Here is a 26,279-nt window from a genome sequence, read left to right on the forward strand (position 1 = left end):
CAAGCAGGGGGATGGCTAGAATCATGATGCAATTGGTAAACGCGCTCTCAGCACAAAAGAATATACAGAAGGCATCTGCAAGTGAGCAGGCCGCTTCAACAGGGGATTTTAAATCAATCCTTACCGGCCAGCAAGACAGTGTTGCTGTTCAGGAAGCGGCTGTTCATCCGTCACAAACGAGACTGGCTGAGGAAAAGCAACTGGCCGGAGCAGTCAGCGTAGAAGAGCTGCTAAATATACCGGAAGCTGTTAAAGCGATCGTTAAGGAATGGATGGGAGATGGAAAGCAGCCTTCCTTTGAAGAGCTTGCTGCCTTTTTGGGAATGAGCACGGAGCAGTTGCAGAAAAGCATCAAAGATTTAACTGAACAGCTCACTGCTTTGGCTGGCACGGAAAAAACAGGTGAATTTATAGAAGCATTCACGGACCCGGATGAAAATCAGTTGCAGGAAGAAACATTAGACCGACTAACTGGAGACGAGGGGATAGCTGCTTTATTGCAAGTGATTGAATTATTAGCAGCCGTTCCTGCAAAGGAATGGATAAAACTTGACGAAAAGACTGTACAAACGGTTCTACAGACAGGAAAGCTTTGGCAGTTGATGAGCGAACAAGCCGATGGCAATTTAAAAGCTCTGTCTTCGCAGGAGGCAATGAGAGATTTTATGAAAGAGATCGTCGGCAAGTTAGACAAACTGCTGTCGCCGCAGACAGACAATCGGACCGCCATTTTGAAAAAAGCATTTCAAAACTTTTTATATTCCCCATCGACAAATACAAAAGCAATCTCCGCCAATCAAACTAGTGCTCTCCAGCAAGGAACAGCAACTGAGTTAGTGGACGGAGAAGGAGCGCAAAAAGCGCCACTTCTGTTATCAGGAAAAGAAGGAGTCAACCACATTCAGCCGTTTTTCCATCCCCTTGGCCGAACAGAAACATTTTCTATGAGTGTTCAAACCAATCCGCGGCCGATGAATATGGAACAATTTATGGAGAAGTTTTCACAAATTCTTGGGAATTCAAATTTAGCAAAGATGCCGAATGGAACAAAGCTGCTGATCAGGTTATATCCAGAACAGCTTGGCAGTCTGCGAATTGAATTGCTGCAGCAAAACGGTGTAATGACAGCTAAAATTCTCTCCTCGACGTCTACGGTGAAGGACTTATTTGAGCAGCATGTAAGCAGCTTAAAGCACGCGTTTAATCAGCAAAATATCAATGTCGATAAAATCGAGCTGACATTCAGCCAGGCAGAACCGCAGAAATTTGACCGCCAACAACAACAGCAGCAGTCCCGCCAGCCGCAGCAACAGGACCGAGAGCCAGCGGAAACGGATGACGAGCCAACGGAGAACTTTCAAGACTTATTACTGAATATGGAGGTTTAAATATCTATGGCTAAAATTGATCCAAGTTTGTATTTGGAAAATAATAGGCAGCAGCCGAAAACAGGAAACAGCTCTCTTGGAAAAGATGAATTTTTAAAGATCTTAATGACGCAGCTGCAAAACCAGGACCCGCTTAGCCCAATGGAAGATAAGGATTTTATTGCACAAATGGCGACATTCTCTTCATTGGAGCAAATGACAAATATGGCTACTTCTTTTGACCAGTTTCTGCAAATGCAGCAGGCTTCACAAATGATCAGCTATAACTCCTTTGTCGGTAAAGAGGTTACTTGGCATAAACTTGTGGAAAGTACAGATCCAGAAGCTGAACCGGAAGTGAAAACGGGAACTGGAACTATCGTTTCAATCCAGTATAAGGGCAATGGCGTTCAATTTTTAATGGCAGATGGAACCATTCTTGAGCCTGCCAATATTTCGGAAGTGAAAGGCGGAGGGGCCTCTGGCAGCAGCCATTCGCTCGTTGATGCTAGCCATTTAATTGGGCACAAAGTCACTTGGAATAAAGACGGAGTTGATCAAACGGCGACAGTGCAGTCTGTATCGATGAAGGATGGGGCGATCTGGCTCCAGCTTGATAACGGCGAGAAAGTCAGCCCATCAGCTCTTACAAAAATCGAAAAGTAAGGAATAACTTTTTCTTTAAAATTGATAAATTTCACAAAAAAGACCTAATCATACGGACCTATGAGCCGATAATAATGAGGAAGCAAAAGGATGGTCAGTCCATAGTAAATAACGAATGGGGTCTTATTAAGTAGATCCTTTCGAAAGGGGAAAATAATTCATGTTACGTTCAATGTACTCAGGAATTAGCGGAATGAAAGGTTTTCAAAATAAATTAGACGTTATTGGCAACAATATTGCCAACGTTAATACATTTGGCTTTAAAAAAGGCCGCGTTACCTTTAAGGATATGGTAAGCCAGCAGATTTCAGGGGCCAGTGCAGCCGCTGGTGGGCTAGGCGGAACAAATCCTAAACAGGTGGGTTTAGGTTCTCAAATTAGCTCAATTGATACGATTCATACACAAGGAAGCTTGCAAACTACTGCAAGACCATTAGATCTTGGTATTTCTGGAGATGGGTTTTTTGTTCTCAAAAAGGGAAATGACACAGTATATACTCGGTCAGGAAACTTTTACCTCGATGCAACAGGAAATGTAGTGAACAGTGACGGATACTATTTACAAGGAGCGGGAGGCAATATAAATATACCTTCTACTGCTGAAAGCTTCAGTATCGGGGCAGATGGAAGTATTTCAGTTGTAGGGGGGAATGCAACTGGCGGAGCCATACAGTTAGCGAAATTCCCAAACCCTGATGGTTTAGAAAAAGTAGGAAGCAACTTGTACCGGGTTTCTAACAACTCTGGAGCGGCAACAAATTCTGCTCCAGGTTCAGGAGGAGCAGGTAAACTTGTATCGGGAACGCTAGAGATGTCCAACGTTGATCTCTCTGAAGAGTTCACAGAAATGATCGTCGCTCAGCGCGGGTTCCAGGCAAATACACGCATCATTACTACCTCTGATGAAATTTTGCAAGAGCTTGTCAATTTAAAACGATAATAGTTGGCAACTTGTTTAACAGAGGGGGAAGACGATGCTTCGGTCGATGTATGCGGGAATTAGCGGGATGAAAAACTTCCAAACCAAGCTGGATGTAATTGGAAATAATATAGCGAATGTTAATACATTTGGTTTTAAAAAAGGAAGAACAACATTTAAAGATATGGTAAATCAACAAATAGCAGGTGCCAGCGCGCCAGGAGCTTCTATAGGTGGTACTAATCCAAAACAAATAGGCTTAGGATCACAATTATCAACTATAGATACCATTCATACGCAAGGAAGTTTGCAAACAACCGGAAGAGTATTAGATCTTGCTATTTCAGGTGATGGTTTCTTTATGACAGGTAACAAGGACAGCAGTGGAAAAATAGTTAACCAGAGATATACTAGAAACGGTAATTTTTATCTTGATAAAAATGGGGAAGTAGTAAATAGTGAAGGGGACTTTTTAGTAAAGGCTATTCCAGATCCTAATGATCCGTTTAAAGCTATTCTTTTTATCCCTATAACTATTCCACCAACTGCAAAAAGTTTCGGTATAGGAAGTGACGGCCTCATCAGTTATGTTGATTCTTCAGGAAATATTTTTAAAGAGGGATGGGTACCATTAGCTAAATTCACAAATCCAGACGGATTGCAAAAAAGTGGTTCTAATTCATTTGTAGAAACAGCTAATTCAGGAGAACCAATTTATAACTATGCAGGGCAGGGAGGAGCCGGCACAATTGTCCCCGGAACATTAGAAATGTCCAACGTCGACCTTTCCGAAGAGTTCACAGAAATGATCGTCGCTCAGCGCGGGTTCCAGGCAAATACTCGTATTATTACAACGTCGGATGAAATTCTTCAGGAACTTGTGAACTTGAAGCGGTAATAACTGATTTGTAATTGAAGGAGGTGTCAGGGTTGGAGCTGCCGCTTCAGCCCTGAAAATCTATTGATCAGTGTAACGAGATTAAATGGCAAGTCTTTTTCGCTAAATGCCCTTTATATTGAAACAATTGAGAGTTTTCCAGATACAACTATTACTCTTTCAAATGGGAAAAAGTATCTTGTACGCGAGTCGGAGGACGAAGTTAGGAAGCGGATGGAGGAGTTTTATCGCCGGGTGCACGTATTGGGGAAAATGGAACAGGGAGAGATGAAAGATGGAGACTGAAGCAAAGGCTGGAAAGGGCAATAATAAGCTGCTAACAGTCATGATTGTAATGCTGACGGTTATTTTGTTGATCGGCACAGCAGCCATTGTTATTATTTTAAAGTCTTCTAAAGAAGGCAAGGCTGAAGCGCCAAGCATTGATGAAGTTATTGAATCAACTGTAGATATTCCAGAGATGACGACGAATCTTGCCTCAGATGATTATATTCGTATTTCTTTTAAAATCCAGACAGATAGCAAGGAAGCGAAAGAGGAAATGACTAAACGCGATTTCCAAGCGAAGAACATTATTATCGAGCAGCTTTCTGAAATGAAATCCCAGGATTTAAAAGGAAAAAAAGGCAAGGAACAATTGACAAATCGGCTGAAAGATCAGTTTAATGAAATTATGCAGGATGGAAAAGTGCTTGACGTTTACATCACCTCTTATATTATCCAGTAATACACGACAATTTATTTAACGGAGGTGACTTTATGGCGGGAGAGGTTTTATCGCAAAATGAAATTGATGCCCTGCTGTCCGCTCTTTCTACCGGGGAGATGGACGCTGATGAACTGAAGAAAGAAGAACAGGAAAAGAGAGTCAAAGTTTATGACTTTAAAAGGGCTCTTCGTTTTTCAAAAGATCAGATTCGTAGTTTAACACGGATGCACGATAACTTTGCTCGTATTTTAACAACTTTTTTTTCGGCTCAACTGCGGACATTCGTACAGATTTCAGTCGCATCAACGGATCAAATTCCTTATGAAGAATTTATTCGCTCGATCCCAAATATGACGGTGTTAAATGTATTTGAAGTACCGCCGCTCGACGGTCACGTGCTGATGGAGGTAAACCCTAATATTGCATATGCCGTTTTGGACAGGCTGCTCGGCGGTCGCGGGGCAAGCGTGAATAATGTCGAGGGATTGACAGAAATAGAAACGAAAATTATGTCTAGCGTATTTGAACGAGCATTTGAGAATTACCGCGAGGCTTGGTCAAATGTGGCGGACATCGATCCGCTTATGACGAATTTTGAGGTAAATCCTCAATTTTTGCAGATGGTGTCTCCGAATGAAACAGTAGTTGTGATATCATTAGATACAACAATTGGCGAAACAACAGGGATGATAAATATTTGTATTCCTCACGTTGTTCTGGAACCGGTTATCCCAAAACTTTCTGTTCATTACTGGATGCAGAATCCAGATAAAAAGGAAAGACAACCAGGCGAGTTTGAAAACTTACAAAAACGAATTAAAAAAGCAGAGGTTCCAGTTGTGTCTGAGCTTGGCGGAACAAGCATTACGATAGAGGACTTTTTGGCTCTTTCTGTCGGAGACGTGATCGAGTTGGAAAAGCGCATTGATGAGCCTTTGCTCGTAAAAGTTAGCGGCATTCCGAAATTCACCGCACAAGCTGGAAAAGTAAAGAAAAAAATGGCAATTCAAATTCTTGACGATTTCAAGAGGGGAGATGAGGATCATGGGTGATGGCATGCTTTCTCAAGAGGAAATAGACGCCTTGTTAAAAGGCACAGCAGATGTAAATGAAGAAAGCGAAGAAATAACAGAACCGGCTGCGGCAGATACAGAAGTGTATGTAGACTCTTTTGAGCAGGATACCCTCGGCGAAATCGGTAACATCTCATTTGGAAGTTCGGCTACAGCGCTTTCTAGCTTATTAAATCAAAAGGTGGAAATTACGACTCCAACAGTTAGCGTAATTGATCGTCAAAATTTAAAAGATGAGTTTCCGCATCCTTATGTAGCGATTGAAGTGGAATACACAGAAGGGTTCAAAGGAGCGACCAACCTCCTTGTCATTAAGCAGACGGATGCGGCAATTATTGCTGACCTAATGCTGGGAGGAGATGGAAGAAACCCTGACGAAAACTTAGGCGAAATTCAATTGAGCGCGGTGCAGGAAGCGATGAACCAAATGATGGGATCGGCTGCCACGTCCATGTCGACCATTTTCAATAAGCGTGTAGATATTTCTCCACCTGCTATTGCTTTAATGGATCTTAATTTGGGAAAAGGAGAAGAGACGTTGAAACAGCAAGAGCTGCTTGTGCGCATCTCTTTTCGCTTAACTATTGGTGATCTCATTGATTCTAATATCATGCAGCTTGTTCCATTAGAGTTTGCTAAAGACCTTGTTCATGAATTAATGAATCCTTCTGATGAAACTGCGGCAACTGCGACTGTTGAAGCACCTCCTGTTCAGCCTGAGCCCATTCAAACAGCAGAAAAAGCTGAACAGGCAACGGCTTACAGTGCGCCTGTTCCATCCCAAGACAGACAACAAGCCGTTCAAGCAAATAGACAAGCGCCGAATACTACTGTTCAACAGCCGCCTGTCAACGTTCAACCTGCTTCATTCACTTCATTTGAACCGGCTTCACTTCAAGAGCATGAAGCACGTAATTTAAATATGCTGTTAGATATCCCATTGCAAGTTACTGTGGAGTTGGGTCGAACAAACCGATCGGTAAAAGATATCCTGGATTTGTCTGCCGGCTCTATTATTGAATTGGATAAATTGGCAGGGGAACCTGTCGATATTCTCGTTAACAGCCGCTTAATAGCTAAGGGTGAAGTAGTCGTAATTGAAGAAAATTTCGGCGTTCGGATTACAGATATTTTAAGTCAGAGCGACCGTTTGAAAAATTTAAATTAATTTATTTTGGGGGTTAGTGACAATGGGAAATCGTATTTTAGTTGTAGATGATGCGGCATTTATGCGCATGATGATTAAAGACATTCTAACTAAAAATGGCTTTGAAGTAGTTGGAGAAGCATCCGATGGAGCACAGGCTGTTGAAAAATATAAAGAACTGAAGCCTGATTTAGTAACAATGGACATTACCATGCCCGAGAAAGATGGCATTTCCGCATTAAAAGAAATTAAGGCTGATGATCCAAATGCCAGAATTATTATGTGTTCTGCGATGGGACAGCAGTCAATGGTTATCGATGCGATTCAGGCAGGCGCAAAAGACTTTATCGTAAAGCCATTCCAGCCGGATCGTGTCATCGAGGCAATTTCCAAAACATTAGCATAAGCTTAAGAAGGTGCGTCAGTTGATTAAACAACTTTTTAAGCCTTTCGCTTTCATCCTCTTCAGTATGGCTCTGTTTGCAGGCAATGTTTCTGTTGCGCAAGCAGAGCCATTTGACAATAATGTGAAAGACTGTTTAGAAAGCCCTAAGAAATGTGGGCAAGAAACAGGAAAAACGAAGGAGGAAAAGCAGGGCAGCCAAACTCAACAGCTAGAAGCAGAAAAAACAGTCGGCGTAACGATTTGGGACTTTCTAAAAATGATCGGAGCACTTATTTTTGTTCTGGCTCTTATTTATTTTTTGCTTCGCTTCATCAATCAAAAAAGCCGCTCTTACCAGCAGACCAAGTTAATTCATCATTTAGGAGGTACTCCGCTCGGGGGAAACCGCTCAGTTCAGATGGTGAAAGTTGGCGACCGGATTCTCATTCTTGGAGTCGGTGAAAATATTGAATTGCTTAAAGAAATCGATGATGAAGAGGAACTCGCCCGTTTTATTGATCATTATGATAATCAGATGGACCAGCTGCTTCAGCCTCAGGATATCATGACAAAAATGATCGGTAAGTGGAAGGGGAAAGAACCATCAAAAAGCGAGAAGCAGGATCCTTTTAAGCAAATGTTTGAGAGTAAATTAAGTGAGATGAAACAATCGCGCAAGCAAGTCATCTCCAAAATGAACAACAGGGAGAAGAGTCAAGATGAATGAGTTTATGGAGTTTTTTAACAATAGTTCTCCTGATAATGTATCTACTTCGGTAAAGCTTTTCCTGCTGCTCACTGTGTTATCGCTCGCGCCGAGCATTTTGATTTTAATGACTTGTTTTACACGCATCATTATCGTGTTGTCCTTCGTAAGATCCGCACTCGCGACTCAGCAAATGCCGCCGACACAAGTTTTAATCGGGCTTGCTTTATTCTTAACTTTCTTTATTATGGCGCCTGTATTTCAACAAATAAATGATGAAGCCCTCACGCCATTATTTAATGAAGAAATTAATCTTGAGCAGGCATATGACAAGGCAAGCGTCCCGTTAAAAGATTTTATGAGTGAACATACGAGGCAGAAAGACTTAGAGCTGTTTTTAAATTACTCAGGGGCTGAGCGTCCAAAAACGGTTGAAGACATTCCGCTAACTTCGCTCGTTCCGGCGTTCGCTTTAAGTGAAATCAAAACAGCGTTTCAAATTGGCTTTATGATTTTTATTCCTTTTCTCGTTATTGATATGGTGGTAGCCAGTATTTTAATGTCGATGGGGATGATGATGCTTCCGCCAGTTATGATATCCCTTCCTTTTAAAATCTTGCTGTTCGTTCTTGTAGATGGCTGGTATTTAGTCATTGAATCTTTGCTGAAAAGCTTTTAAGTAGGTGGAATAAATGAATTCTGAAATGGTGATCTCTCTAGCTGAAAAGGGTGTTTACACGACAATCATTGTGTGTGGTCCCCTTCTTTTGATCGCTCTTGTCGTTGGTCTTGCAGTCAGTATTTTTCAGGCAACGACACAAATTCAAGAGCAGACACTCGCCTTCATTCCGAAGATTGTTGCTGTCCTCGTCGGGTTGATTTTCTTTGGACCGTGGATGCTGAGTAAAATGCTTTCTTATACAATTGATATATTTGCGAATTTAACAAGATTTGTAGGTTGATTGAATGGAAGAAATAGTGCCTGATTTTTCTGTCTTATTATTAATTATCGTCCGCGTCTCTACTTTTTTTATAACAGTGCCGTTACTTTCCCACAGGTCCATACCGGCGATGCACCGGATTGGGCTAGCCGTTATGCTTTCCTGGACGATGTACTACACGATAGATGTGAGTCCTCTTGAAATCGATGGCCGCTACTTCTTATTAATTTTAAAAGAAGCGCTTGTCGGTCTCCTTTTGGGGTTATCTGCTTATATGATGATAGCCGCTATACAAATTGCCGGAGGGCTAATCGACTTTCAGATGGGTTTTGCTATCGCTAATGTCATCGATCCGCAAACTGGGGCGCAGAGTCCGCTAATGGGACAATACCTTTACATGTTTGCGCTGCTATTACTGTTGTCACTGAATGGCCATCATCTAATATTGGATGGTATCTTTTACAGCTATCAGTATGTCCCTTTAGACCAGCTTTCACTGCATTTTGGCAATGGGAGCCTCGCTGGATATATGAGCCGGGCTTTTAGTTCCATGTTTTTGGTTGCTTTTCAAATGGCTATGCCGGTCGTTGCTACCTTATTCTTAGTGGATGTGGCTTTAGGGATCGTAGCAAGGACTGTTCCGCAGCTTAATATCTTTGTAGTCGGTTTTCCAATTAAAATCGGTGCAGCATTTATCGTTATGACGGTGGTCATTGGAATGATGTTTACAGTACTCCAAAAGCTGTTTGAACTTATGATTTATACAATGCGTGACGTAATGACATTATTAGGAGGGGCATAAATTGGAACATTTGCAGTTGGACCTCCAATTTTTTGCCGGAGAAAAAACCGAAAAAGCTACGCCGAAAAAAAAGCAGGACTCTCGTAAAAAAGGCCAAGTTGCGAAAAGCCAGGATGTAACTACAGCCGTCAGCCTGTTATCATTGTTTGGTTTTCTGTTTGTAGGAGCTTCCTTTATAGGGAAAGAAATTCTTCATTTATTTCAACATTCACTGCAGTATTATTTGATCATGCCGGTCACCGAAGCTAACTTGAAAGTAATTGTTCTTGAGATTATGCAACAGCTCATCTATATACTTGGGCCGGTTATGCTGGTGGCTCTTCTGGCAGGAGTGGCAGCGAATTATCTGCAAGTGGGCTTTTTACTGACGGGAGAGCCTTTGAAGCCTAAGTTAGAAAAATTGGACCCGATCAAAGGGTTTAAGCGAATTTTTGCTGTTAGGGCGCTCGTGGAACTACTAAAGTCCATGTTGAAAATTTCATTTGTCGGAGCCGTTACCTTTTTTATTCTTTGGTCCAATATTGAAGAGGTATTGAAGCTTTCCTTTAAGTCAATTGCCGATGCATTAAGGACAATCGGAATGCTGACGCTACAAATGGGAGCAGCTGCTTCTGCCGCCCTTCTTTTTCTAGCCCTGCTCGATTTTTTATATCAGAAATATGATTTTGAAAAGAGTATTCGCATGTCGAAGCAAGATATCAAAGATGAATATAAAAATATAGAGGGCGATCCACTCATCAAATCAAAAATTAAGCAGCGCCAGCGGGAAATGGCGATGAGCCGGATGATGCAAGAAGTACCGCAGGCCGATGTGGTCATTACAAACCCGACCCATTATGCTATCGCTTTAAAATATGATGAAAAGCAGGCGGATGCTCCTGTGGTTGTAGCAAAGGGAGTGGATTACCTTGCCCAGAAGATTAAATATATTGCTGGTGAGAATGAAATTGAATTAGTTGAAAACCGGCCGCTGGCAAGAGCGCTTTATGATCAGGCAGAAGTTGGCCAGCCAATCCCGGAAGAGTTCTTTAAAGCGGTAGCTGAAATTTTAGCTTATGTATACCGGATAAAAAATAAATTGTAAGTTTGTTGTTAGGAGAGAGAGAAATGAAAGCAAGAGACGTCTCCGTATTGTTAAGTGTAATTCTAATAGTGGCTATGCTAATCATTCCGCTGCCGTCGTGGCTGCTGAGTGTGTTAATTATTATAAATATTTCTCTCGCGCTTTTGGTTCTGCTAATTTCAATGAATATGAGAGAAGCACTGGAGTTCTCTGTATTTCCATCCTTACTCCTATTATTAACGCTATTTCGGCTCGGGCTAAATGTTTCGACGACGCGTTCGATCTTAAGTAAAGGTGAGGCAGGCGGCGTAGTTGAGACGTTTGGAACGTTTGTTGTCGGTGGGAATATCGTTGTCGGGATGGTTGTTTTCCTTATTTTAATTATTATTCAGTTTATTGTTATTACCAAGGGATCGGAGCGTGTGTCTGAAGTAGCTGCTCGTTTTACGCTTGATGCGATGCCAGGAAAACAAATGAGTATTGACGCCGATTTGAATGCCGGGATGATCTCTGAACAGGAAGCGAGAGAGCGGCGGGAAAAGGTAAGCCGTGAATCAGACTTTTATGGAGCAATGGACGGGGCGACTAAGTTTGTCAAAGGAGATGCCATTGCCGGTATTATTATCGTTATCATCAATCTGATTTTTGGGATGATCGTCGGTGTGGTTCAGCAAGGCCTTCCAGCGGCTGAAGCAGCTGCTCGTTATTCTTTGCTCACAGTCGGCGATGGAATTGTCTCTCAGGTTCCCGCTCTTTTGATTTCGACTGCAACGGGGATTGTTGTAACCCGTGCAGCTTCCACAGGCAATCTGGGAGAAGATATCATGTCTCAGCTTCTGGCTTTTCCGATGATGCTTTATGTGGCAGGCGGGACCATCTTTTTGCTCGGTATTGCTACCCCGATTAACGATGTACTAACCATACCGATTGCTGGAGCGCTGGCTTTGGGTGGTTATATGCTTGGGCGTACACCGGAAAAAGAAGAGATCGACATGTTCGAGGCAGAAGAAGAAATGGAGACGGAGGAATTGAAAAAGCCGGAAAGTGTCGTGAATTTATTAAATATTGATCCGATTGAATTTGAGTTTGGCTATGGCCTGATTCCGCTGGCGGACGCAAGTCAGGGAGGAGATCTACTAGATCGGGTCGTCATGATCCGTCGTCAGCTTGCTATTGAGCTTGGCCTTGTCATTCCGGTTGTCCGTATTCGAGACAATATTCAGCTTCAGCCGAATGAATACCGAATTAAAATAAAAGGAAGCGTTATGGCTTCTGGCGAATTGCTGCTCGATCATTATCTTGCCATGAGTCCGGGAGAAGACGACGATACAATTGAGGGGATTGACACAATTGAACCGTCTTTTGGATTGCCAGCGAAATGGATTACGGAGGAAATGAAAGAGCAGGCTGAAATTTTAGGGTATACGGTTGTTGATCCTCCGAGTGTTGTTTCAACTCATTTAACAGAGGTAATTAAAACGAACGCTCATGAGCTGCTTGGCCGTCAGGAAACACAGCAGCTTATTGATCATTTGAAAGAGACTTATCCAATTTTAGTAGAGGAAGTCACTCCAAGTCCTTTGACAGTGGGGGAAGTTCAAAAAGTGTTGGCCAAGTTATTGAAAGAAAATATTTCTATAAGAAATTTGCCGGTTATTTTTGAAACACTAGCTGACTTTGGCAAGATGACCTCCGATACGGATTTGCTGACAGAGTATGTTCGTCAGTCATTAGCAAGACAAATTACCGGCCAATACGCTGAGGCGGGAGAACCTTTACGAGTTATCACACTGTCAGGCCAAGTTGAAAAACGGGTAGCGGACAGCGTGCAGCAGACAGAGCATGGAAACTTTTTGTCACTTGATCCGATGGATTCACAGCGCATCTTGGAAGCGATGGCTGCTCAGGTGGAACAAGTTTCTTTTATGCAGCAGGCGCCGATTATTCTATGCTCACCTGCCATCCGGATGTATATTAGGCAGCTTGCTGAGAGGTATTTTCCACAGCTGCCAATTTTATCTTACAATGAACTCGAGCCTAGCGTCGAAGTTCAAAGTGTAGGGGTGGTGAATCTAGATTGAAAGTAAAAAAGTATACAGCTGCATCTATGCCGGAAGCAATGAAAAAGATTCGTGCGGAGCTTGGAGAGCAAGCTGTTATTTTGCAATCAAAAACAGTATATATCGGGGGTTTTTTAGGTTTATTTAAAAAAAAGCTAATTGAAGTGGTAGCGGCCATTGACCCAAACCCGATGCACGAAGCAGTCCGTCCAAAAGAACTGGACCTCTCTAATTCCCGTCAAAGTCGGCCCTCTCCTTCATTGTCGGTAGAGAAAAACAGTGAGGAGTCTTTAAAAAAGGAACTAAATGAATTAAAGGAGATAGTCAAGCAATTTTCAAAGGTGGATCAGCTATCGCTCGACACTTACCCTGAGGAGTTAAAGCTGCCTATTATAAAGTTAAAGAAGCAAGAGGTGGCAGATGATTTAATTAAAGAATTAAAGCAGTTTCTCTTAGAGAAGTGGAAAGAGGAAAAGGGACAAGTCAATGAAGAAATGGCTGACCAATGGAGCAGAGGATGGTTGATTGAGAAAATCGAACCATTGCAAGCGGACCAGCTACTGCTCTCCAAAAAGTTTATTAATGTTATTGGACCAACTGGAGTAGGCAAGACAACTACTCTGGCAAAAATGGCTGCTGAAAGTGTATTGGAGAAAAATCTTAAGACCGCTTTTATTACTACTGATACGTATAGAATTGCAGCAATTGAGCAGTTGAAAACATATGCAGATTTACTGAAGGTACCGGTAGAAGTGGCCTATAAGCCGGTTGATATGAAGCGGGCAATTGAACGATTTAAAGATTACGATGTCGTTTATATTGACACAGCCGGGCGCAATTACTTGGAGGAACAGTTTGTGAATGAATTGAAAGCAATGGTTCCTTTTGAAAAGATGAAAAATTATTTGGTGCTGTCCCTTACTGCTAAAGAGCGGGACATCCATGCGGTAATTGATCAATTTTCAACTGTCCCGGTTCACCAGTTTATTTTCACAAAGATGGATGAAACAACGAGCCGAGGAACGATTGTAAATATGATGTGCCAATATAATAAGGGAGTGGCTTTTTTAGCGAATGGGCAAAATGTACCAGATGATCTGATTCAACCTGATTCGAAGGAAATGGCTGATATTATTTTGGGTGATCATCTATGACAAATAATGACCAAGCAGCGTCACTGCGGAAAAGGCTGAATCGCCTTGCGGGGAAACAAGCAAAAACTCTCGCTGTAGTGAGTGGAAAAGGCGGGGTTGGAAAATCAAATATTTCATTAAATTTTGCTATTAATCTAACCCAAAATGGGAAAAAAGTGCTAATATTTGATATGGATATCGGTATGGGGAACATTCATGTGTTAACAGGGCAGACGGCAGAGCACTCTATTGCTGATTTTTTTGAAAAAAATCTCTCGCTCGCTGACTTAGTGTATAGAGATAAGGAAGGTGTTTCCTACATTCTAGGCGGTTCGGGGCTGAACCAATTAATAGAATGGAACAGCAGCCATCTGAGCCGGTGGCTGGATGATATAGAGGAGCTTCAGCACCAATATGATTATTTATTGTTTGATATGGGGGCGGGAGCGACAAAGGAGACACTTAATATTCTCATGTCAGTAGACGATATTATTGTTGTAACCACTCCCGAGCCAACCTCTATAACAGATGCGTATTCCATGATGAAATATATTCACTTTCAAGGTGGAGAAAACGCCTTTTATCTTTTGTGTAATCGGGCCGATTCAGAGAGAGAAGGACAGGAAGCTATAAAGCGGCTCCAACAAGCTGTCCGCAAGTTTTTAGGTAAATCAAGTTTTGAGCTTGGGGTATTGCAGGAGAGCACAGCTGTGAAAAAAGCTGTGAGCGCTCAGACTCCATTTTTGATTGCTTATCCAAATGCAAAGATATCCCGGGCGTTACGAGAAGCCGTAAGACTGTATAAAGAGGGATATGGGTATTCACCAGATCATTCAGAATCAGACAGCTTTATATTCAAGCTTCGTCACTTCTTTGTGAAAGGCAGGCACTAGTAATGAGAGAAAAAAAAGTCGTTGTGGTTGATGACTCTGCATTTATGAGAAAACTAGTTACCGAGTTTTTGTCTTCACATCCGGAACTAGAAGTTGTAGCGACCGCCCGCAATGGCAAAGACGCTATCGAGAAGATTAAACAGTTTAAGCCGGCCGTTATTACGATGGATGTAGAAATGCCCGAAATGGACGGGCTGGATGCCCTCGGATACATTATGGAACATATGCCCACTCCAATTGTTATGTTATCCAGTTTAACAGGGGCTGGCGCAGAAACGACATTTCAAGCAATGGAAAAAGGCGCAGTTGATTTTGTCAGAAAGCCTTCGGGAACCATTTCACTTGACCTCCATAAAATTAAAGATGAACTAATAGAAAAAGTACTCGCTGCCAGTAAAGCTAATCTGCGGCCTATGATTCCCACTGCTCAAGCGGCTCCTCCCAAACCGGCAAGGGTAGAACAACCACCGGGGAAGAGAGAAGTAAGGGTTAGCAGTAGGAATACAAGAAAGCCGAAAAATAGCCAGAGCATTGTTGTTATTGGCACTTCAACAGGGGGCCGAGAGCTCTTCAAAAAGTGCTGACGAAACTACCAAAAGATTTGAAGGCACCAGTACTTATTGTCCAGCATATGCCGCCAGGGTTTACAAAATCACTGGCTCAAAGATTAGATTCTTTATCTGCCATCCATGTCAAAGAAGCTGAGGATGGGGAAACTCTTCAAAAGGGAACCGCTTATATTTGCCCGGGAAGCTATCATTTAAAGATAAAAGAAAATGGGGCGCTGCTCGCCATAGATCTTGATCAATCGCCTCCAGTTAACGGACACCGTCCGGCGGTGGATGTCATGTTTGAATCTGTCAGTGAAGCAACGGGCTTTGATAAAGTAGCAGTGATTATGACTGGAATGGGAGCAGATGGGGCAAATGGACTAATCAAATTAAAAGAAACAGGGAATGTACAGGCCATTGCAGAGTCTGAGGAGTCGTGTGTAGTATTCGGAATGCCACGAGCCGCTATTGCCACTCGTCTAATCGATTGCACGGTTTCTGTAGAACATATCGCTGAAAAAATTTTAGAGTATATAGGATAGAAAGGGTGAGCGGCTGATGGAAGTGAATCAATATTTAGAAGTTTTTATTGATGAAAGCAAAGAGCATTTGCAGGCAATCAATGAAAACTTGTTAGAGCTGGAAAAAAATCCTGAGGATCTTGCAATTGTCAATGAGATTTTCCGGTCTGCCCATACATTAAAAGGAATGTCTGCTACGATGGGATATGAAGATCTGGCTAATTTAACACATAAAATGGAAAATGTTCTTGATGCCATCCGCAATCATAAACTGAAAGTTACAGCTGATATTTTGGACGTGGTCTTCGCTTCGATTGATGATCTGGAAGCAATGGTCCAAGACATTGCGGCCGGCGGTGCAGGGAAGCGGGATGTATCCGATATTGTTGATAAGCTGTTGAAAATTGAAAATGGCGAAATGGTGAGTGAAACAGCTTCTTCTGTACAAATAGAGGCTTCTCCTTCTGTCAGTCCTTCTTCAACTATCAAGTATGATGAATTTGAATACACGGTCATTCAACAGTCAAAAGAGCAAGGTTTTACTTGCTTCGAGATAGCCATTGAATTACGCAGCGACTGCGTATTGAAAGCAGCGCGTGTATTTATGGTATTTGAAGTATTAGAAAAGTGCGGAGAAGTGATTAAGTCAACTCCTTCTACGGAAGAACTGGAAGCAGAACAGTTTGATGAACGCTTTGTAGTTACTCTTATTACTCAAGAGTCTTCTGATGATATCGAAAGTAAGGTGAAAAAGGTATCAGAGGTTGAGCGCGTAACCGTTTCGGAATTTATTGTACCATCAACAGAAATTGAAGAAGCGACAAAAGAAGTAGCAGCTGCAGTTGTACCAGATTCACCAGCTCCTCCTCAGGAAAAAACAGAAAAGAAAGAGGAGCCGAAATCTAGTAATAAGCAACAATCTGTATCTAATAAAACCATTCGCGTCAATATTGAACGGCTTGATATTTTAATGAATCTTTTTGAAGAGCTCGTTATTGACCGGGGAAGACTAGAGCAAATCTCAGGTGAACTAAATAATCCTGAGCTGAATGAAACCGTTGAAAGAATGGCAAGAATCTCGGGGGACCTGCAAACTATTATTCTTAATATGCGGATGGTGCCGGTAGAGACCGTATTTAATCGCTTTCCAAGAATGGTACGTCAGTTAGCCCGTGACTTAAATAAAAAAATCAACTTAGAGATCATCGGTGCTGAAACGGAGCTGGATCGGACAGTAATCGATGAGATCGGCGACCCGCTCGTTCATTTGATTCGTAATGCACTTGACCATGGAGTGGAAACACCTGAAGAACGCAGAGCCAAGGGGAAACCTGAAGAGGGAACTGTTAAGCTAAAAGCTTATCATAGCGGAAATCACGTGTTTATCGAAATTGAAGATGATGGAGCAGGCATTAATAAGGAAAAAGTACTTAATAAGGCACTGTCAAAAGGCATAGTAACAGAAGAACAAGTAGCCTCTATGACAGATAATCAAATTTATGAGCTGATCTTAGCTTCAGGATTTTCTACTGCTGATACGATATCTGATATTTCTGGCCGCGGGGTCGGCTTGGATGTAGTAAAAACAACCATTGAATCTCTCGGAGGTTCCATCAGTATTGAGGCAACCGAGGGAGCGGGCTCAGTATTTCTTATTCAATTGCCATTAACGCTATCAATTATTTCGGTCATGTTAGTGGAAGTGGAAAAAGAAAAATATGCTATTCCTTTATCATCTATTATTGAGACAGCCATCGTGAAAAAAGAAGATGTCTTAAATGCTCATACACAACAAGTCATTGATTTCCGCGGGAAGATTGTCCCGCTTGTCTTCCTGGAAAAAATATTCGAAGTGCCAAGAGAAAGCAAGGAAGATGAGTTTTATTCCATTGTAATCGTGCGCAAAGGGGATAAAATGGCAGGATTAGTCGTAGACTCCTTCATCGGTCAGCAAGAAGTTGTGTTAAAATCACTTGGCAATTATTTATCAAATGTGTTTGCTATCTCAGGTGCTACCATTCTCGGAGATGGTCAAGTAGCTTTGATTGTAGACTGCAATGCCCTGATCAAATAATAGGCAGAGGGGAAAAGGAGGGAAAACCTATGAGTGAAATCACAGCTCCGTCAATGATTAAAGTGATTGCTTTCCAATTAATGGATAAAGAATATGCATTTCCTGTTCACCAAGTTCAGGGGATTGAAAAGTTGATTCACATAACGCGTGTACCAGGAACGGTTTCTTTTATTAAAGGTGTGATCAATCTAAGGGGAGTGGTTACTCCAATTATTGATCTGCGTAATCGCTTTAGTCTGCCGGAAAAAGAGTACGATGAGCAGACCAGAATTATTATTGCGGCGTCTGATGATATTGAAGTCGGCTTAGTTGTAGATAGCGCCAATGATGTTCTTGATATTCCAAAAAGCATCATTGAACCTCAACCAGACATCGTCGGTGCCGTAGAAGCGGAATATATTACAGGCGTGGCTAAGCTAGAAAAGAGACTGCTTATCTTATTAAATTTAGAAAGAGTTTTTAAATAATAGGGGCATATGGCCATGAATTATATCGAAAAGATTAATACGACCCATTTAGATATTTTAAAAGAATTCGGCAATATTGGTGCCGGACATGCAGCTACTGCTCTTTCTACTTTACTGAACAAACAAATTGATATGAAAGTTCCTAGTGCCCGCATCGTTTCATTTAACGATATGATGGAGATGGCGGGCGGTGCAGAAGAGGAAGTAGTGAGTGTGAGTCTTAGGATTGAAGGAGAAGTTACAGGGAATATGTTCTTTGTTCTTTCCTTAAGGCAAGCGGAAAGCTTTATTAGCAATATGACCGGGGACAGAGCTTTTTCTTTTAAGGAAGCGGGAGAGAAAAGTATCGGTCTCTCTGCCATGCAGGAACTTGGAAACATTTTATCAGGCTCTTACTTATCAGCCCTTGGGGACTTTACTCGCTTACAGATTTATCCTTCCGTTCCAGAACTGGCCATAGATATGTTTGGCGCTATTATTAGCTATGGATTGGTCGAGTCTTCTCAATATGGGGATTATGCGATTGTTATTGAAACAATATTAAAGGAAGTCCAGGCAGGATATACAGACGAAATGAAAGGGCATTTCTTTCTGCTTCCTGATCCTTTATCGTTTGGTCCAATTTTTGAGGCCCTTGGAGTCGGATTAAATGAGTAGTATTGGACAAATCGTAAAAGTAGGGATTGCTGATTTAAATATTGTTCGTCCACCAAATGCCATTCGCACATCGGGGCTAGGATCTTGCGTTGGAGTGGTGATTTATGATGACCGGACATCTGTCGCTGGGATGGTACATGTTATGCTGCCAGACTCATCGCTTGCCAAAAATGGCCATATGAATAAAGCTAAATATGCAGATACAGGCATCAATGAATTGGTCGCTCTATTAAAAGCTGAAGGCGCACAAGTCTACAGATTGAAAGCAAAGATTGCTGGTGGTGCTCAAATGTTTCAATTTAGTTCGCAAAACAGCTCATTCAAAATTGGACCTAGGAATGTTGCAGCTGTGAAGCAAGTACTAGAGGCCCATCATATACCGCTCATAGCGGAAGACACAGGCGGAAACAGCGGCCGTACAATAGAATTTGATCCGCATACTTGCGATCTTCATATAAGAACAGTTAATAAAGGCAATCACATAATATAAAGGGGACATACAAGTGTCCCTTTCGTTATGTAACGAAGTTTACCGTTGAAGCATCAAACAATTTTTAAAAGATAAAACGCTTAAAGAGAACAGAGTAGAGAAGTGTAAATAGAAGATTATAGAGAAAGTAAATGGGTTATTGTTAGAGTGATGGAATAATATACATATTTTCCCTTTGTCGTATTTTGAAAATTTATTTGCGTTTTGGCGGTATTTTCTAATAAAATGTGGAAGATAAAGAATAAATTAGCCTGACCGTTTTTTTCAGAAAAACTTCTCTGAGAGGTCAATCCGAGGAGGAGAAACGTCAAATATGGCCAAACAGAACAGATATGATGAACAAAAGTTGTGGGCTGCCTGGAAAGAGTCAGAGGATCCAGAGGCAGGCAATCTGCTTGTAGAAAAGTACATGCCACTTGTATCCTTTCATTCTCAACGGATATCAGCAAGCTTGCCGAAAAGCGTCAATAAAGAAGATATTAAAAGTCTTGGATTGATGGGTTTGTACGATGCGTTGAAGAAATTTGATCCAACCCGCGATTTAAAGTTTGATACGTATGCTTCTTTTCGCATTCGTGGAGCGATTTTGGATGGGCTTCGAAAGGAAGACTGGCTCCCGAGAGGAACGAGAGAAAGGGCAAAAAAGATTGAAGCAAAGATTGAGGAATTGGAACAAAAATACCTTCGAAAAATCACCGCAGCGGAAGTTGCAGAACAACTTGACATTTCAGAAGAAGAAGTTCATCAGACGATGACGGAGCATTTATTTTCCAATGTCCTATCGATGGACGAACAAGTACATGATAATGAAGATTCGGAAGGAAAGAGATTTGTATTAAAAGACGAGAAGGCAGATCTGCCGGAAGATGTTCTTGTGAAGGGTGAGCTGATTCAGGAGTTGACGGAGGAAGTTTCTAAGCTGTCTGAGAAAGAACAGCTCGTGCTCAGCTTATTCTATCATGAAGAGCTGACTTTAACTGAGATCGGTGAGGTAATGAATCTTTCGACTTCAAGAATCTCCCAAATTCATTCAAAAGCATTGTTTAAGCTGAAAAATCAGCTTGTAAAAATCAACGGATCGGTACATTAAGAAAAAGTTTCATCTTTAAGGAGATCTAATGGCTACTCTATTTATTTTTATTTCATTTATACTTAATGCTGTTGCTCTATTGGCAATTATTTTATTGTTTACAAGACAAAATCGTCTGTATGAAGTAAAGAGACAACAGGAGAAGCTAGTGGCGGATATGGAAGAAATGATGACTGCTTACTTGCTGGAAATGAAAGAAGAGAATGAGAGGTTTATTAAAGAGTTTTCATCTCATCCTACAGCGGAAGATACTTTTTCAATAAGAACACCTTCTCCGCCAAAAGCTGCCAGCGAACAGACTTCTGCGGACAACATACAGGCGGATTCGCTAACTATCTCTGCTCCTTCTATGCAACGGGTGCGGGCTGCTCAGGTATATAATGTAACAAATAAAACACCAAATGAAGATGGAAAAGAACAAATAAAAGAAAATATCGCGTTGCCGGACGAGCAGAAGGCATCAGAGGATATTTTCTCATTGAATGAGCAGGGACTTAGCATAGGAGAGATCGCTAAAAAATTAAATAAAGGAAAGACGGAAGTAGAATTAGCATTGAAATTTGCTAAGACCGGTAAAAATAGTTGATTGCATTGCCTGGCTATGGTATAGTTACTAACGGTGTTATTACACACGCTCCCTGATTTGCTCAGATGGTGCTGTCTTTTAGGACAGTTTCTGATCGAAAATGATGAGAGCGGAGGAAAAATTAAAACCATTAGGAGGAACTAAAACATGTCAGTTATTTCAATGAAGCAATTGCTTGAAGCTGGTGTTCACTTCGGTCACCAAACACGCCGTTGGAACCCAAAAATGAAAAAATATATTTTCCAGGAGCGTAATGGAATCTATATTATCGACCTTCAAAAAACAGTAAGAAAAGTTGAAGAAGCTTATAAATTCGTTAGAGAATTAGCTGAAAACGGCGGAAAAGTTCTTTTCGTTGGAACGAAAAAACAAGCTCAAGAATCTGTAAAAGAAGAAGCAGAACGTTCAGGAATGTACTTTGTAAACCAACGCTGGTTAGGTGGTACATTAACAAACTTCTCAACTATCCAAAAACGTGTACAACGCTTGAAAAACATCGAGAAAATGGAAGAGGACGGCACATTTGACGTACTTCCTAAAAAAGAAGTTGTACAATTGAAAAAAGAGCATGAACGTTTAGTGAAATTCCTTGGTGGAATTAGAGATATGAAAGACCTTCCTGATGCCCTTTTCATCATCGATCCTCGTAAAGAGCGTATTGCTGTGGCGGAAGCTCGTAAATTGAATATTCCAATCGTTGGTATCGTTGATACGAACTGTGATCCGGATGAAATCGATTATGTTATTCCAGCAAATGATGATGCGATCCGCGCTGTTAAACTTTTAACAGGCAAAATGGCTGATGCTATCCTTGAAGCAAAACAAGGTGAAGAAACAGCAGAAGTTGAAGAAACAACAGAAGTTGAAGAAACAGCAGCAGCTGAGTAAAAGCTGATAAAAAGGTGATAAGTAGACCTTCTCTTATCACCTTTTTTTAAAAAGAAAAAAGTAAAACTGTGCATCGTAAAGAAGCATATGACTCAAAGGAGGAAATAAATTATGGCAATTACTGCTCAAATGGTTAAAGAACTACGTGAAAAAACTGGCGCTGGTATGATGGATTGTAAAAAAGCGCTAACAGAAACTGATGGTGATATGGAAAAAGCAATTGATTTCCTTCGCGAAAAAGGCATGGCTAAAGCTGCCAAAAAATCTGACCGCATTGCAGCGGAAGGTACGACTTTTATCAAGAGCGAAGGCAACACTGCTGTTATTTTAGAAGTAAACTCAGAAACAGACTTCGTTGCAAAGAACGAAGGTTTCCAAGTGCTTGTAAAAGAATTAGCTGATCATTTGCTTGCTAAAAAGCCTGCAAACGTAGAAGAAGCACTTGAGCAAAAAATGGATAACGGCCAAACAGTTAGTGATTTCATCAATGAAGCGATTGCGAAAATTGGTGAAAAATTAACTCTTCGCCGCTTTGAAATTAAAACAAAAAGCGACAATGCTGCCTTCGGTGAATACTTGCATATGGGCGGACGCATTGGTGTTTTAACTGTTCTTGAAGGAACAACTGATTCAAGTGCAGCAAAAGATGTAGCCATGCACGCAGCTGCTTTAAATCCTAAATACATCTCCCGTGATGCAGTTTCTGAAGAAGAAGTGGCTCGTGAGCGTGAGGTATTAACTCAACAAGCATTGAACGAAGGCAAGCCAGAGAATATCGTAGCAAAAATGGTTGAAGGCCGTCTTGGCAAATTCTTTGAGGAAATTTGCTTAGTTGACCAGCCATTTGTTAAAAACCCTGATGAAAAAGTGGGCAAGTTCGTTCAATCTAAAGGAGCAGAAGTGACTGCACTTGTGCGCTATGAAGTGGGCGAAGGCCTTGAGAAGCGTCAAGACAATTTCGCTGAAGAAGTAATGAATCAAGTGAAAAAATAATTCTTTTCTATTGAGTGAAGATAGAAAGAAATTGTTATTGTTAGATGGGAATCCCTTGCCGGTTATTGGTGAGGGATTTCATCTAGAGTTTGGCAATTTTCCATAAGGTTAAGGCCGAGGCAAACCAATAACCATACATACGGAGGTTTACATGAGCGTTCCAAAATATAAACGGGTAGTATTAAAGTTAAGCGGGGAAGCGCTGGCAGGAGAGGCCGGATTTGGCATTAATCCAGCTGTTATTAAATCAATTGCTGAGCAAGTCAAAGAAATTGCTGAACTCGATATAGAGGTGGCAGTCGTAGTAGGCGGCGGCAACATCTGGAGAGGAAAGATCGGCAGTGAAATGGGTATGGACCGCGCAACAGCTGATTATATGGGCATGCTTGCTACTGTAATGAACTCAATGGCTCTACAGGATAGCCTGGAGCAGCTTGGGATTGAAACACGTGTTCAGACTTCTATAGAGATGCGGCAGGTAGCAGAACCTTATATCCGCCGTCGGGCAATCCGCCATCTTGAAAAGAAGCGAGTGGTTATTTTTGCTGCAGGCACAGGTAACCCTTACTTTTCTACAGATACAACAGCTGCGCTTCGGGCCGCTGAGATTGAAGCAGAAGTTATTTTGATGGCTAAAAATAATGTAGATGGCGTGTATTCAGCAGACCCACGCGTTGATAAAAATGCCGTTAAGTATGATCAATTGTCTTACCTTGATGTCATTAAAGAAGGGCTTGCTGTTATGGATTCAACGGCCTCATCATTATGTATGGACAATGACATACCGCTTATTGTTTTCTCTATTACAGAAAACGGCAATATTAAACGGGTAGTTATGGGTGAAAATATCGGAACAATTGTGAGGGGGAAGGAATAATGGCAAATCAAACAATTGAACAGATGAAAGAAAGAATGTCTAAAGCAATTCAAGCGTATACGAGAGAGCTCGCCTCCATTCGTGCTGGACGTGCGAACGCTTCATTGTTAGACCGGATAACGGTCGATTACTATGGGGCACCAACACCGATTAACCAGCTTGCTTCTGTATCTGTGCCGGAAGCACGTCTTCTCGTTATTCAGCCTTATGATAAAACAGCGATGGGTGACATTGAGAAAGCTATTTTAAAATCGGATCTTGGGCTAACGCCATCTAACGATGGATCGGTTATCCGTCTTGCATTCCCTGCTTTAACAGAAGAGCGCCGCAAGGAATTGGCTAAAGTAGTGAAAAAAGAAGCGGAAGACGCAAAGGTAGCTATTCGCAATATTCGCCGTGATGCGAATGAAGAGCTGAAAAAATTGGAGAAAGCTGGCGACATTACTGAGGATGAGCTGCGTGGCTTAACGGACGATGTGCAAAAGCAAACGGATGATTTCATTAGCAAAATCGACGGTATTTCCAAGGATAAAGAAAAAGAAATTATGGAAGTCTAATGTAAAAACCCTCTTCGCTGTAAGAGGGTTTTCTTCTTTTTTATTGAATAAAAAAATACATCCATTTCTACAAAGTAATCAACAAACAATTTTGGTATTATAATAGATAATGATTTGTTTATAATTTGGTGATGCTACATCGTGGAGGATATTTTATGATCAATAAGAGAAAATTATGGAAAACAGCAGATGACCATAATATCGAAGATCGAATAGAAAGAATTAAAGAGGAGTTAGTGCCGGAGCATATTGCAATCATTATGGACGGCAATGGCAGATGGGCAAAAAGAAGAGCCCTTCCCCGAATTGCTGGTCACCATGAAGGAATGAAGACGGTAAAAAAGATAACTAAACTTGCTAATAAGTTGGGTGTCAAAGTATTAACACTCTATGCCTTCTCAACAGAAAACTGGAAGCGGCCGAAACATGAAGTGGATTTTTTAATGAAATTGCCTGAAGAGTTTCTTGGCACGTTTTTACCGGAATTGATTGAAGAAAATGTCCAGGTACAAATGATGGGAGAGAGAAATCAAATACCGAAACACACGCTCAGTGCGGTAGAAAAAGCGATGGAACAAACGAGTGGCAATGATGGATTAATATTAAACTTTGCTTTAAATTACGGAAGTCGTGCGGAGATTTTAACGGCTGTAAAAAATATTATTCATGATGCAAAAAATGGTATACTATTAGAGGAAAATTTAAATGAAGAGCTTTTTTCGCGCTATCTTATGACAGAGCATTTAAAAGATCCGGACTTGCTTATCCGGACGAGCGGAGAAATTCGTTTGAGCAATTTTATGCTTTGGCAGCTGGCCTATACTGAGTTTTGGTTTACCGATACTAATTGGCCTGATTTTAAAGAAACAGATTTGCTCGAAGCAGTGGAAGCTTTTCAGCGCCGTTCCCGTCGGTTCGGCGGTTTGACGTAATTATTCATCAGGACAAGAGTTAGGAGTTTGAGACATGAAACAACGTATTTTGACCGCTGTTATTGCGGCGGCCGCTTTTTTGCCGGTCGTGCTGTACGGCGGCTGGCCTTTTATTATATTGGCTTATTTAATGGCTATCATTGGCCTAACGGAAGCATTAAAAATGAAAAAAATTGCTCCTGCTTCGATGCCCGGGCTGCTTTCTATCATACTTCTCTGCATTGTGTTAATGCCGGAACGCCTGACTGTTGCTATCGAACAAATGGGCTACGATAAGCTGCAGCTATCTGCCTTGTTCGTGTTATTGATGCTAGCATACACGGTTGTTTCAAAAAATAAGTTTCATTTTGAAGATGCAGGGTTTTGCGTTCTGGCTGCGCTTTATGTCGGCTTTGGTTTTTATTATTTCATAGAAACGAGAGAAGCGGGCGCTATATTCGTCTTTTTTGCCCTTCTAATTACGTGGGCGACAGACTCGGGTGCTTATTTTGTAGGCCGGTCGCTCGGAAAGCGCAAACTATGGCCGGAAATTAGTCCGAACAAAACAGTAGAAGGTTCAGTTGGTGGTATTTTTGCAGCAGTAATCGTCGCTTTGATTATTGCCCTGCTAGCGGATATGGATATACCATTGTTTAAACTGTTAATTGCTACAGCTGTGCTGTCTGTATTTGGACAGCTTGGCGACTTGGCGGAATCAGCTCTTAAGCGCCATTACGAAGTAAAGGACTCAGGGACTTTATTGCCGGGCCATGGCGGTATTTTGGATCGTACAGACAGCTGGTTATTTGTTTTTCCGCTTGTTCATTTACTGCATCTAGTGTGACAGCAGAGTTT

General features: G+C 41.6%; 29 protein-coding genes and 1 pseudogene. All 30 read left to right on the forward strand.

The features are described from left to right. Positions 1 to 11: 11 nt before the first annotated feature. The 30 genes and pseudogenes from CJ483_RS20795 (at position 12) to CJ483_RS20940 (ending at position 26,268) form a co-directional block, all read left to right on the forward strand. On the forward strand, positions 12 to 1,388 hold the full coding sequence (locus tag CJ483_RS20795; protein WP_120037243.1) for a flagellar hook-length control protein FliK: 1,377 nt from the start codon (positions 12 to 14) through the stop codon (positions 1,386 to 1,388). A gap of 6 nt (positions 1,389 to 1,394) precedes the next feature. Beyond that, positions 1,395 to 2,033, forward strand: coding sequence for a flagellar hook assembly protein FlgD (gene flgD, locus CJ483_RS20800; protein ID WP_120037246.1), 639 nt, complete (start codon positions 1,395 to 1,397; stop codon positions 2,031 to 2,033). Between the two features lie 160 nt (positions 2,034 to 2,193). Beyond that, positions 2,194 to 2,973, forward strand: a complete 780-nt coding sequence (flgG, locus tag CJ483_RS20805; protein WP_120037248.1) for a flagellar basal body rod protein FlgG — start codon at positions 2,194 to 2,196, stop codon at positions 2,971 to 2,973. A 34-nt stretch (positions 2,974 to 3,007) separates the two neighbouring features. Continuing rightward, complete coding sequence (gene flgG / locus CJ483_RS20810; protein WP_120037250.1) at positions 3,008 to 3,850, forward strand: flagellar basal body rod protein FlgG; 843 nt, start codon at positions 3,008 to 3,010, stop codon at positions 3,848 to 3,850. A gap of 63 nt (positions 3,851 to 3,913) precedes the next feature. Further along, positions 3,914 to 4,135: a flagellar FlbD family protein gene (locus CJ483_RS20815; protein ID WP_120037252.1), complete on the forward strand. Its 222-nt coding sequence runs from the start codon at positions 3,914 to 3,916 to the stop codon at positions 4,133 to 4,135. Then, positions 4,125 to 4,577 (forward strand): flagellar basal body-associated protein FliL, encoded by a 453-nt coding sequence (gene fliL / locus CJ483_RS20820; RefSeq protein ID WP_120037253.1) that lies wholly within the window; start codon positions 4,125 to 4,127, stop codon positions 4,575 to 4,577. The genes CJ483_RS20815 and fliL overlap by 11 nt, the downstream gene beginning before the upstream one ends. Before the next feature lie 32 nt (positions 4,578 to 4,609). Then, the gene (gene fliM, locus CJ483_RS20825; protein WP_120037255.1) at positions 4,610 to 5,611 is read left to right on the forward strand and encodes a flagellar motor switch protein FliM; all 1,002 of its coding nucleotides are present in this window, start codon (positions 4,610 to 4,612) and stop codon (positions 5,609 to 5,611) included. After that, complete coding sequence (gene fliY, locus CJ483_RS20830) at positions 5,604 to 6,800, forward strand: flagellar motor switch phosphatase FliY (RefSeq protein ID WP_182917120.1); 1,197 nt, start codon at positions 5,604 to 5,606, stop codon at positions 6,798 to 6,800. Before fliM ends, fliY begins: the two co-directional genes overlap by 8 nt. A gap of 22 nt (positions 6,801 to 6,822) precedes the next feature. Further along, positions 6,823 to 7,185 carry a response regulator gene (locus CJ483_RS20835; RefSeq protein ID WP_041099994.1) on the forward strand — a complete coding sequence of 121 codons (363 nt, stop codon included), beginning with the start codon at positions 6,823 to 6,825 and terminating at the stop codon, positions 7,183 to 7,185. 19 nt (positions 7,186 to 7,204) lie between these two features. Next, positions 7,205 to 7,891, forward strand: a complete 687-nt coding sequence (locus tag CJ483_RS20840) for a flagellar biosynthetic protein FliO (protein ID WP_120037258.1) — start codon at positions 7,205 to 7,207, stop codon at positions 7,889 to 7,891. Next, positions 7,884 to 8,549 (forward strand): flagellar type III secretion system pore protein FliP, encoded by a 666-nt coding sequence (gene fliP, locus CJ483_RS20845; protein WP_120037260.1) that lies wholly within the window; start codon positions 7,884 to 7,886, stop codon positions 8,547 to 8,549. Before CJ483_RS20840 ends, fliP begins: the two co-directional genes overlap by 8 nt. A gap of 13 nt (positions 8,550 to 8,562) precedes the next feature. Then, on the forward strand, positions 8,563 to 8,832 hold the full coding sequence (fliQ, locus tag CJ483_RS20850; protein ID WP_120037261.1) for a flagellar biosynthesis protein FliQ: 270 nt from the start codon (positions 8,563 to 8,565) through the stop codon (positions 8,830 to 8,832). A 4-nt stretch (positions 8,833 to 8,836) separates the two neighbouring features. Then, complete coding sequence (fliR, locus tag CJ483_RS20855) at positions 8,837 to 9,613, forward strand: flagellar biosynthetic protein FliR (RefSeq protein WP_120037263.1); 777 nt, start codon at positions 8,837 to 8,839, stop codon at positions 9,611 to 9,613. Position 9,614: 1 nt separating this feature from the next. Next, positions 9,615 to 10,697: a flagellar biosynthesis protein FlhB gene (gene flhB, locus CJ483_RS20860; protein ID WP_120037265.1), complete on the forward strand. Its 1,083-nt coding sequence runs from the start codon at positions 9,615 to 9,617 to the stop codon at positions 10,695 to 10,697. A gap of 23 nt (positions 10,698 to 10,720) precedes the next feature. After that, positions 10,721 to 12,757: a flagellar biosynthesis protein FlhA gene (gene flhA / locus CJ483_RS20865; RefSeq protein WP_120037267.1), complete on the forward strand. Its 2,037-nt coding sequence runs from the start codon at positions 10,721 to 10,723 to the stop codon at positions 12,755 to 12,757. Continuing rightward, entirely contained in the window at positions 12,754 to 13,890 is a 1,137-nt protein-coding gene (flhF, locus tag CJ483_RS20870; RefSeq protein WP_120037270.1) for a flagellar biosynthesis GTPase FlhF, read from the forward strand. The genes flhA and flhF overlap by 4 nt, the downstream gene beginning before the upstream one ends. Next, positions 13,887 to 14,762 (forward strand): MinD/ParA family protein, encoded by an 876-nt coding sequence (locus CJ483_RS20875; RefSeq protein ID WP_120037272.1) that lies wholly within the window; start codon positions 13,887 to 13,889, stop codon positions 14,760 to 14,762. Before flhF ends, CJ483_RS20875 begins: the two co-directional genes overlap by 4 nt. A 2-nt stretch (positions 14,763 to 14,764) precedes the next feature. Beyond that, positions 14,765 to 15,855, forward strand: a pseudogene (locus CJ483_RS20880) (protein-glutamate methylesterase/protein-glutamine glutaminase). Between the two features lie 16 nt (positions 15,856 to 15,871). Then, positions 15,872 to 17,908, forward strand: a complete 2,037-nt coding sequence (locus CJ483_RS20885; protein WP_120037274.1) for a chemotaxis protein CheA — start codon at positions 15,872 to 15,874, stop codon at positions 17,906 to 17,908. Positions 17,909 to 17,937: 29 nt separating this feature from the next. Then, positions 17,938 to 18,375 (forward strand): chemotaxis protein CheW, encoded by a 438-nt coding sequence (locus CJ483_RS20890; RefSeq protein WP_120037276.1) that lies wholly within the window; start codon positions 17,938 to 17,940, stop codon positions 18,373 to 18,375. A 15-nt stretch (positions 18,376 to 18,390) separates the two neighbouring features. Then, on the forward strand, positions 18,391 to 19,032 hold the full coding sequence (locus tag CJ483_RS20895; RefSeq protein WP_120037278.1) for a chemotaxis protein CheC: 642 nt from the start codon (positions 18,391 to 18,393) through the stop codon (positions 19,030 to 19,032). Beyond that, the gene (locus tag CJ483_RS20900; protein ID WP_120037280.1) at positions 19,025 to 19,522 is read left to right on the forward strand and encodes a chemotaxis protein CheD; all 498 of its coding nucleotides are present in this window, start codon (positions 19,025 to 19,027) and stop codon (positions 19,520 to 19,522) included. Before CJ483_RS20895 ends, CJ483_RS20900 begins: the two co-directional genes overlap by 8 nt. A 313-nt stretch (positions 19,523 to 19,835) precedes the next feature. Next, entirely contained in the window at positions 19,836 to 20,612 is a 777-nt protein-coding gene (locus tag CJ483_RS20905; RefSeq protein ID WP_120037282.1) for a FliA/WhiG family RNA polymerase sigma factor, read from the forward strand. Positions 20,613 to 20,640: 28 nt separating this feature from the next. Further along, the gene (locus tag CJ483_RS20910) at positions 20,641 to 21,198 is read left to right on the forward strand and encodes a hypothetical protein (RefSeq protein WP_120037284.1); all 558 of its coding nucleotides are present in this window, start codon (positions 20,641 to 20,643) and stop codon (positions 21,196 to 21,198) included. Between the two features lie 147 nt (positions 21,199 to 21,345). Further along, positions 21,346 to 22,086: a 30S ribosomal protein S2 gene (gene rpsB, locus CJ483_RS20915; RefSeq protein ID WP_120037286.1), complete on the forward strand. Its 741-nt coding sequence runs from the start codon at positions 21,346 to 21,348 to the stop codon at positions 22,084 to 22,086. Positions 22,087 to 22,197: 111 nt separating this feature from the next. Beyond that, positions 22,198 to 23,079, forward strand: a complete 882-nt coding sequence (tsf, locus tag CJ483_RS20920; RefSeq protein ID WP_120037288.1) for a translation elongation factor Ts — start codon at positions 22,198 to 22,200, stop codon at positions 23,077 to 23,079. Between the two features lie 151 nt (positions 23,080 to 23,230). Continuing rightward, positions 23,231 to 23,956 (forward strand): UMP kinase, encoded by a 726-nt coding sequence (pyrH, locus tag CJ483_RS20925; RefSeq protein ID WP_120037290.1) that lies wholly within the window; start codon positions 23,231 to 23,233, stop codon positions 23,954 to 23,956. Further along, positions 23,956 to 24,513 (forward strand): ribosome recycling factor, encoded by a 558-nt coding sequence (gene frr, locus CJ483_RS20930; protein WP_120037292.1) that lies wholly within the window; start codon positions 23,956 to 23,958, stop codon positions 24,511 to 24,513. The genes pyrH and frr overlap by 1 nt, the downstream gene beginning before the upstream one ends. A 155-nt stretch (positions 24,514 to 24,668) precedes the next feature. Then, entirely contained in the window at positions 24,669 to 25,445 is a 777-nt protein-coding gene (locus CJ483_RS20935) for an isoprenyl transferase (RefSeq protein WP_120037294.1), read from the forward strand. Positions 25,446 to 25,479: 34 nt separating this feature from the next. Next, complete coding sequence (locus CJ483_RS20940; RefSeq protein WP_120037296.1) at positions 25,480 to 26,268, forward strand: phosphatidate cytidylyltransferase; 789 nt, start codon at positions 25,480 to 25,482, stop codon at positions 26,266 to 26,268. Positions 26,269 to 26,279 lie beyond the last annotated feature (11 nt).

The organism is Bacillus sp. PK3_68 (assembly GCF_003600835.1).
GTDB lineage: Bacteria > Bacillota > Bacilli > Bacillales > Domibacillaceae > Pseudobacillus.

Excerpts from the sequence above, each read along its gene's own strand:
- fliM (WP_120037255.1), top strand. The coding sequence starts at position 4,610 with ATGGCGGGAGAGGTTTTATCGCAAAATGAAATTGATGCCCTGCTGTCC.
- pyrH (WP_120037290.1), top strand. The coding sequence starts at position 23,231 with ATGAGCGTTCCAAAATATAAACGGGTAGTATTAAAGTTAAGCGGGGAA.
- fliY (WP_182917120.1), top strand. The coding sequence starts at position 5,604 with ATGGGTGATGGCATGCTTTCTCAAGAGGAAATAGACGCCTTGTTAAAA.
- CJ483_RS20910 (WP_120037284.1), top strand. The coding sequence starts at position 20,641 with ATGGCTACTCTATTTATTTTTATTTCATTTATACTTAATGCTGTTGCT.
- flgD (WP_120037246.1), top strand. The coding sequence starts at position 1,395 with ATGGCTAAAATTGATCCAAGTTTGTATTTGGAAAATAATAGGCAGCAG.
- fliR (WP_120037263.1), top strand. The coding sequence starts at position 8,837 with ATGGAAGAAATAGTGCCTGATTTTTCTGTCTTATTATTAATTATCGTC.
- CJ483_RS20940 (WP_120037296.1), top strand. The coding sequence starts at position 25,480 with ATGAAACAACGTATTTTGACCGCTGTTATTGCGGCGGCCGCTTTTTTG.
- fliP (WP_120037260.1), top strand. The coding sequence starts at position 7,884 with ATGAATGAGTTTATGGAGTTTTTTAACAATAGTTCTCCTGATAATGTA.
- CJ483_RS20795 (WP_120037243.1), top strand. The coding sequence starts at position 12 with ATGGCTAGAATCATGATGCAATTGGTAAACGCGCTCTCAGCACAAAAG.
- CJ483_RS20885 (WP_120037274.1), top strand. The coding sequence starts at position 15,872 with ATGGAAGTGAATCAATATTTAGAAGTTTTTATTGATGAAAGCAAAGAG.
- rpsB (WP_120037286.1), top strand. The coding sequence starts at position 21,346 with ATGTCAGTTATTTCAATGAAGCAATTGCTTGAAGCTGGTGTTCACTTC.
- CJ483_RS20900 (WP_120037280.1), top strand. The coding sequence starts at position 19,025 with ATGAGTAGTATTGGACAAATCGTAAAAGTAGGGATTGCTGATTTAAAT.
- CJ483_RS20905 (WP_120037282.1), top strand. The coding sequence starts at position 19,836 with ATGGCCAAACAGAACAGATATGATGAACAAAAGTTGTGGGCTGCCTGG.
- flhA (WP_120037267.1), top strand. The coding sequence starts at position 10,721 with ATGAAAGCAAGAGACGTCTCCGTATTGTTAAGTGTAATTCTAATAGTG.
- fliL (WP_120037253.1), top strand. The coding sequence starts at position 4,125 with ATGGAGACTGAAGCAAAGGCTGGAAAGGGCAATAATAAGCTGCTAACA.
- tsf (WP_120037288.1), top strand. The coding sequence starts at position 22,198 with ATGGCAATTACTGCTCAAATGGTTAAAGAACTACGTGAAAAAACTGGC.
- frr (WP_120037292.1), top strand. The coding sequence starts at position 23,956 with ATGGCAAATCAAACAATTGAACAGATGAAAGAAAGAATGTCTAAAGCA.
- fliQ (WP_120037261.1), top strand. The coding sequence starts at position 8,563 with ATGAATTCTGAAATGGTGATCTCTCTAGCTGAAAAGGGTGTTTACACG.
- CJ483_RS20835 (WP_041099994.1), top strand. The coding sequence starts at position 6,823 with ATGGGAAATCGTATTTTAGTTGTAGATGATGCGGCATTTATGCGCATG.
- CJ483_RS20895 (WP_120037278.1), top strand. The coding sequence starts at position 18,391 with ATGAATTATATCGAAAAGATTAATACGACCCATTTAGATATTTTAAAA.
- CJ483_RS20890 (WP_120037276.1), top strand. The coding sequence starts at position 17,938 with ATGAGTGAAATCACAGCTCCGTCAATGATTAAAGTGATTGCTTTCCAA.
- flgG (WP_120037250.1), top strand. The coding sequence starts at position 3,008 with ATGCTTCGGTCGATGTATGCGGGAATTAGCGGGATGAAAAACTTCCAA.
- CJ483_RS20875 (WP_120037272.1), top strand. The coding sequence starts at position 13,887 with ATGACAAATAATGACCAAGCAGCGTCACTGCGGAAAAGGCTGAATCGC.
- flgG (WP_120037248.1), top strand. The coding sequence starts at position 2,194 with ATGTTACGTTCAATGTACTCAGGAATTAGCGGAATGAAAGGTTTTCAA.
- CJ483_RS20935 (WP_120037294.1), top strand. The coding sequence starts at position 24,669 with ATGATCAATAAGAGAAAATTATGGAAAACAGCAGATGACCATAATATC.